This is a genomic window from Natronospira sp. (genome assembly GCF_007134575.1).
In the GTDB taxonomy this organism is placed as follows: Bacteria; Pseudomonadota; Gammaproteobacteria; order Natronospirales; family Natronospiraceae; genus Natronospira; species Natronospira elongata.
Genome location: NZ_SLKM01000284.1, coordinates 1 through 3,653, shown reverse-complemented (window position 1 = coordinate 3,653; position 3,653 = coordinate 1). Strand labels below are relative to the sequence as shown.

Sequence of the window (3,653 nt, the reverse complement as noted above, 5' to 3'; positions counted from 1 at the left end):
GTGCACCAGCGTTTTCTCGATGATATCGCCTATCCCTTCAAGGTGAACCCCCTTTTCAACTATTGGGCGCCCCTGACCAGACATCCGGGCAGCTATCTGGTCTATCAGGCCGGCCAGCGTCCCCGCCTGCTCCTGCACGCGCCCAACGATTTCTGGCACAAGACCCCGGAGGCGCCGGAGGGGGACTGGACCGGGGCCTTCGAGATCGAGCTCTACGAGGACAGCAGCGAGATCGACAAGCAACTGGTGGCCCTTCGCCACCCCGTCTATCTGGGTGAGGCACCGCCGGCGGCTCTGGGTGAATGCCGACGCAACCCGGAGGATCTGCTCAATCATCTCCACTATTACCGGGCCTGGAAGACGGATTACGAAATCCAATGCATGCGCGAGGCCAACCGACTCGGGGCACAAGCGCACCAGGCCGCGGCACGGGCATTCCGTGAGGGGGCGAGCGAATTCGAGATTCATCAGGCCTTCTGCACTGCCTGCAGCCACACCCAGGCCGAGCTCCCCTACCCGGCCATCATTGCCCTCAACGAGAACGGTTCCACCCTCCACTATGACCATCTGGAACGCCAGGCCCCGGCCGAGGCCCGCTCCTTTCTGATCGATGCCGGTGCCGCCTTCAAGGGGTATGCATCCGATATAACCCGGACCTGGTCCGGGGGTGACGCCGACTTTTCCCGCCTGATTGACGAGATGGATGCCCTCCAGCGGGGTCTTTGTGAGCAGCTGCGTCCCGGCATCTCTTTCGGCGACCTCCACGATCAGACCCACCGGGCCCTGTCCCGCCTGCTTGCCGACTGGTCCTTCATTACCGTTTCGGCGGAAGAGGCCTTTGAAAGTGGGCTGACGCGCAAGTTCTTCCCCCACGGCCTGGGCCATCTCATTGGCCTGCAAGTCCACGATGTGGGGGGCCATATGGCCGGCCCCGATGGCAGCCGGGAGCCGCCACCGGCCGCCCATCCCCATCTGCGCACCACCCGCAAGCTGGACGCCGGCCAGAGTCTCACGGTGGAACCGGGTCTGTACTTCATCGACAAGCTTCTGGACCCGATCCGGGAAAGCGAGGAAGGGAAGGCCATCAACTGGACCCAGGTGGACCGCTTCCGCCCCTTCGGCGGCATCCGCATTGAAGACGACGTGGTGGTCACCGCCGACGGGCATGAAAACATGACCCGGAATGCCTTCGACAAGCTGTAAGGAGGAGCTGGAATGCAACGAGTCTTTGCCCCCAACGTAAAATTGCTGGGACTGATTGCCGCCCTTCTGCTGGCCGGCTGTGCCAGCGAGACTGAGGCCCGGGATGTCACCCCCCTGGAAGTCAATCTGGACAAACTGGTGGAACAGGCCGTGATTGGCGAGATTACCCAGCCCCATCAGGCCGACCCACCCCTGCGGGTATCGCCGGATGGCACCGTCGCGGCCGCCCCGGGCACGGGTGGCATTACCTACAACTTCCGAACCGGCGACTCCGCCGTGCACATGGCGGGGGATCATGTGGAGCCGGCTGTCAGCATTCGTAACGGTTCGCCGGGTGATACCGCCAACCGGGCCCTGAATGTACTGGCCCAGATAGGCAATCGGGTGCGCATCATCAGTGGTGAGGCTGCCGGCGCGGAAGGCCGTGTGATCGGCAAGCATGGCGGCATTGAGAATGTCATGGTGGATTTCCCCGACGAGGTCTATGACGATCTGGTGGTGGGAGACCGGATGCAGATCCGGGCCGTGGGCCTGGGCATGGAAGCCCGCAATGCCGACGACATCTACATTCGCAACATGAGCCCGGACCTACTGGAGGCCATGACGGAACGCGGCATGGGGCTGGACGAGCAGGATCGGCTGGTAGTCCCCGTCAGCGTCCGCATCCCGGCAAAGATCATGGGCTCCGGTCTGGGCCGAAATCATGTCTTCACCGGCGACTACGACATCCAGTTCTTCGACGAGGAGGTCGTGGAACGGTATGGGCTTGACCGTCTTCGCTTCGGTGACATCGTTGCCATCACGGATGCCGACCACAAATTCGGTCGCATCTACCGGGGTGGTGCGATCAGTGTTGGCGTAGTCGTTCATGGCATCAGCGGTGTGGCCGGCCACGGCCCTGGCGTCACCACGCTGCTCACTTCACCTTCCGGCAATATCGAGCTGGTGGATGATGAGGACATGAACCTCATCAATCTCCTGCCCATCCGTTGAATCCAAGGAAGCCACCGGTGGCCCCGCCGGGGCCGCCGGCTGGCCCTGCCCCGGAGCCCTGAGGTATGGAATGGCTGAGTCTGTTGCCACCGGTGGTGGCCATTGCCGTGGCGATCTGGAAACGGGAAGTGATCGTCGCGCTGCTGGCGGCACTGTTCGTGTCGGAAACCCTGTTGGCAGGGTTCAATCCGGGCGGTGGCTTTACCGGCATGCTGGATCGAGCCACCGCGGTCTTCGAGAGCCCCAACAGCACCCGCATCCTGATGTTCAGTCTGCTGGTGGGGGCCCTGCTCTATTATATCCAGTATTCCGGCGGTGTGGCGGCGGTTGTACAGTGGCTGACTCGCGGCGGCTATACCAATAATGCCCGCCGGGCCGGGTTGCTCCCTACGTTCACCGGTTTCGCGATCTTCATTGAAACCAACATGAGTATCCTCACCTCGGGTATCGTGGCCCGGGGCCTGTTCGACCGCTTCCGCATGAGTCGGGCCAGACTGGCCTATATCATCGACTCCACCTGTGCACCGGTGGCGATCCTGATACTGTTCAATGGCTGGGGAGCCTATCTGCTGGGGCTGATCGATGAGTTCCAGTACGAAAACCCGGTGGCGGTGCTGGCCGCGACCATTCCGCTAAACTTCTATGCCCTGCTCACCCTGGCCCTGGTCTTTTACACCGTCCTGACTACCCGCGTACACGGCCCGCTGAAAACCGCGGAGTCGAAGATGGACGAAAACCAGGTGGATAGTGACGAAATCCAGCCCACCCGTGCCCGCTACATGCTGCTGCCGGTGGGAACCATGATCGGTGGCATCCTGTTCTTCCTGTGGCTGACCGGGGACGGCAGCCTGCTGGCCGGCGCCGGCGCCCAGTCGGTACTGTGGGCCACAGCCCTGGCCGTGGCGGTGGCCTATGTGCTGCTCCGCTGGGACGGCGTGTTCGAACACCGACGCCTGGTGGAACTGGGCTTTCAGGGCATGGGCAAGCTGCTGCCGGTAGTGGCCACGGTGCTACTGGCCCTGGCACTTGGCGCCAGCATGCGAGGGCTGGGAACGGGCGAATTTGTTGCCGCCATGCTCGGGCCGGCACTGCCGGTTTTCCTGCTCGCCCCACTGACCTTCCTGGCCGGTGCCATCATTTCCTTTACCACCGGCACTTCCTGGGGTACCTACGGCATCCTGATTCCCATCGCCCTGCCACTGGCGGCAGCCATGGATGTACCCCCGTCCCTGATCCTGGCGGCAGTCATGGGGGGTGGCGTTTTCGGTGATCATTGCTCGCCCATTTCCGACACCACCATCATTTCCTCACTGGGTGCGGGCTGTGATCACCTTGAACATGTCCGCACCCAGATCCCCTACGCTCTGGTGGCCGGGGTTCTGGCGCTGGTGGGATATGCCCTGGCGGGTTTGATGATGGGGCTTTGAAGATATCGGCATCACAGCCATGAAAAAAGG

Annotated in this window: 3 protein-coding genes; all 3 read left to right on the top strand. The window is 62.7% G+C overall.

The annotated features are described in order from the left end of the window. Nucleotides 1–1,203 (top strand): Xaa-Pro dipeptidase (gene pepQ, locus ACJWXQ_RS11500; protein ID WP_406672845.1); only part of this gene is annotated, 1,203 nt, incomplete at its 5' end. Between the two features lie 12 nt (nt 1,204–1,215). Beyond that, nucleotides 1,216–2,196: a DUF4438 domain-containing protein gene (locus ACJWXQ_RS11495; protein WP_346051071.1), complete on the top strand. Its 981-nt coding sequence runs from the start codon at nt 1,216–1,218 to the stop codon at nt 2,194–2,196. 65 nt (nt 2,197–2,261) lie between these two features. Next, nucleotides 2,262–3,623, top strand: a complete 1,362-nt coding sequence (locus ACJWXQ_RS11490) for a Na+/H+ antiporter NhaC family protein (protein WP_406672844.1) — start codon at nt 2,262–2,264, stop codon at nt 3,621–3,623. Nucleotides 3,624–3,653: the final 30 nt, after the last annotated feature.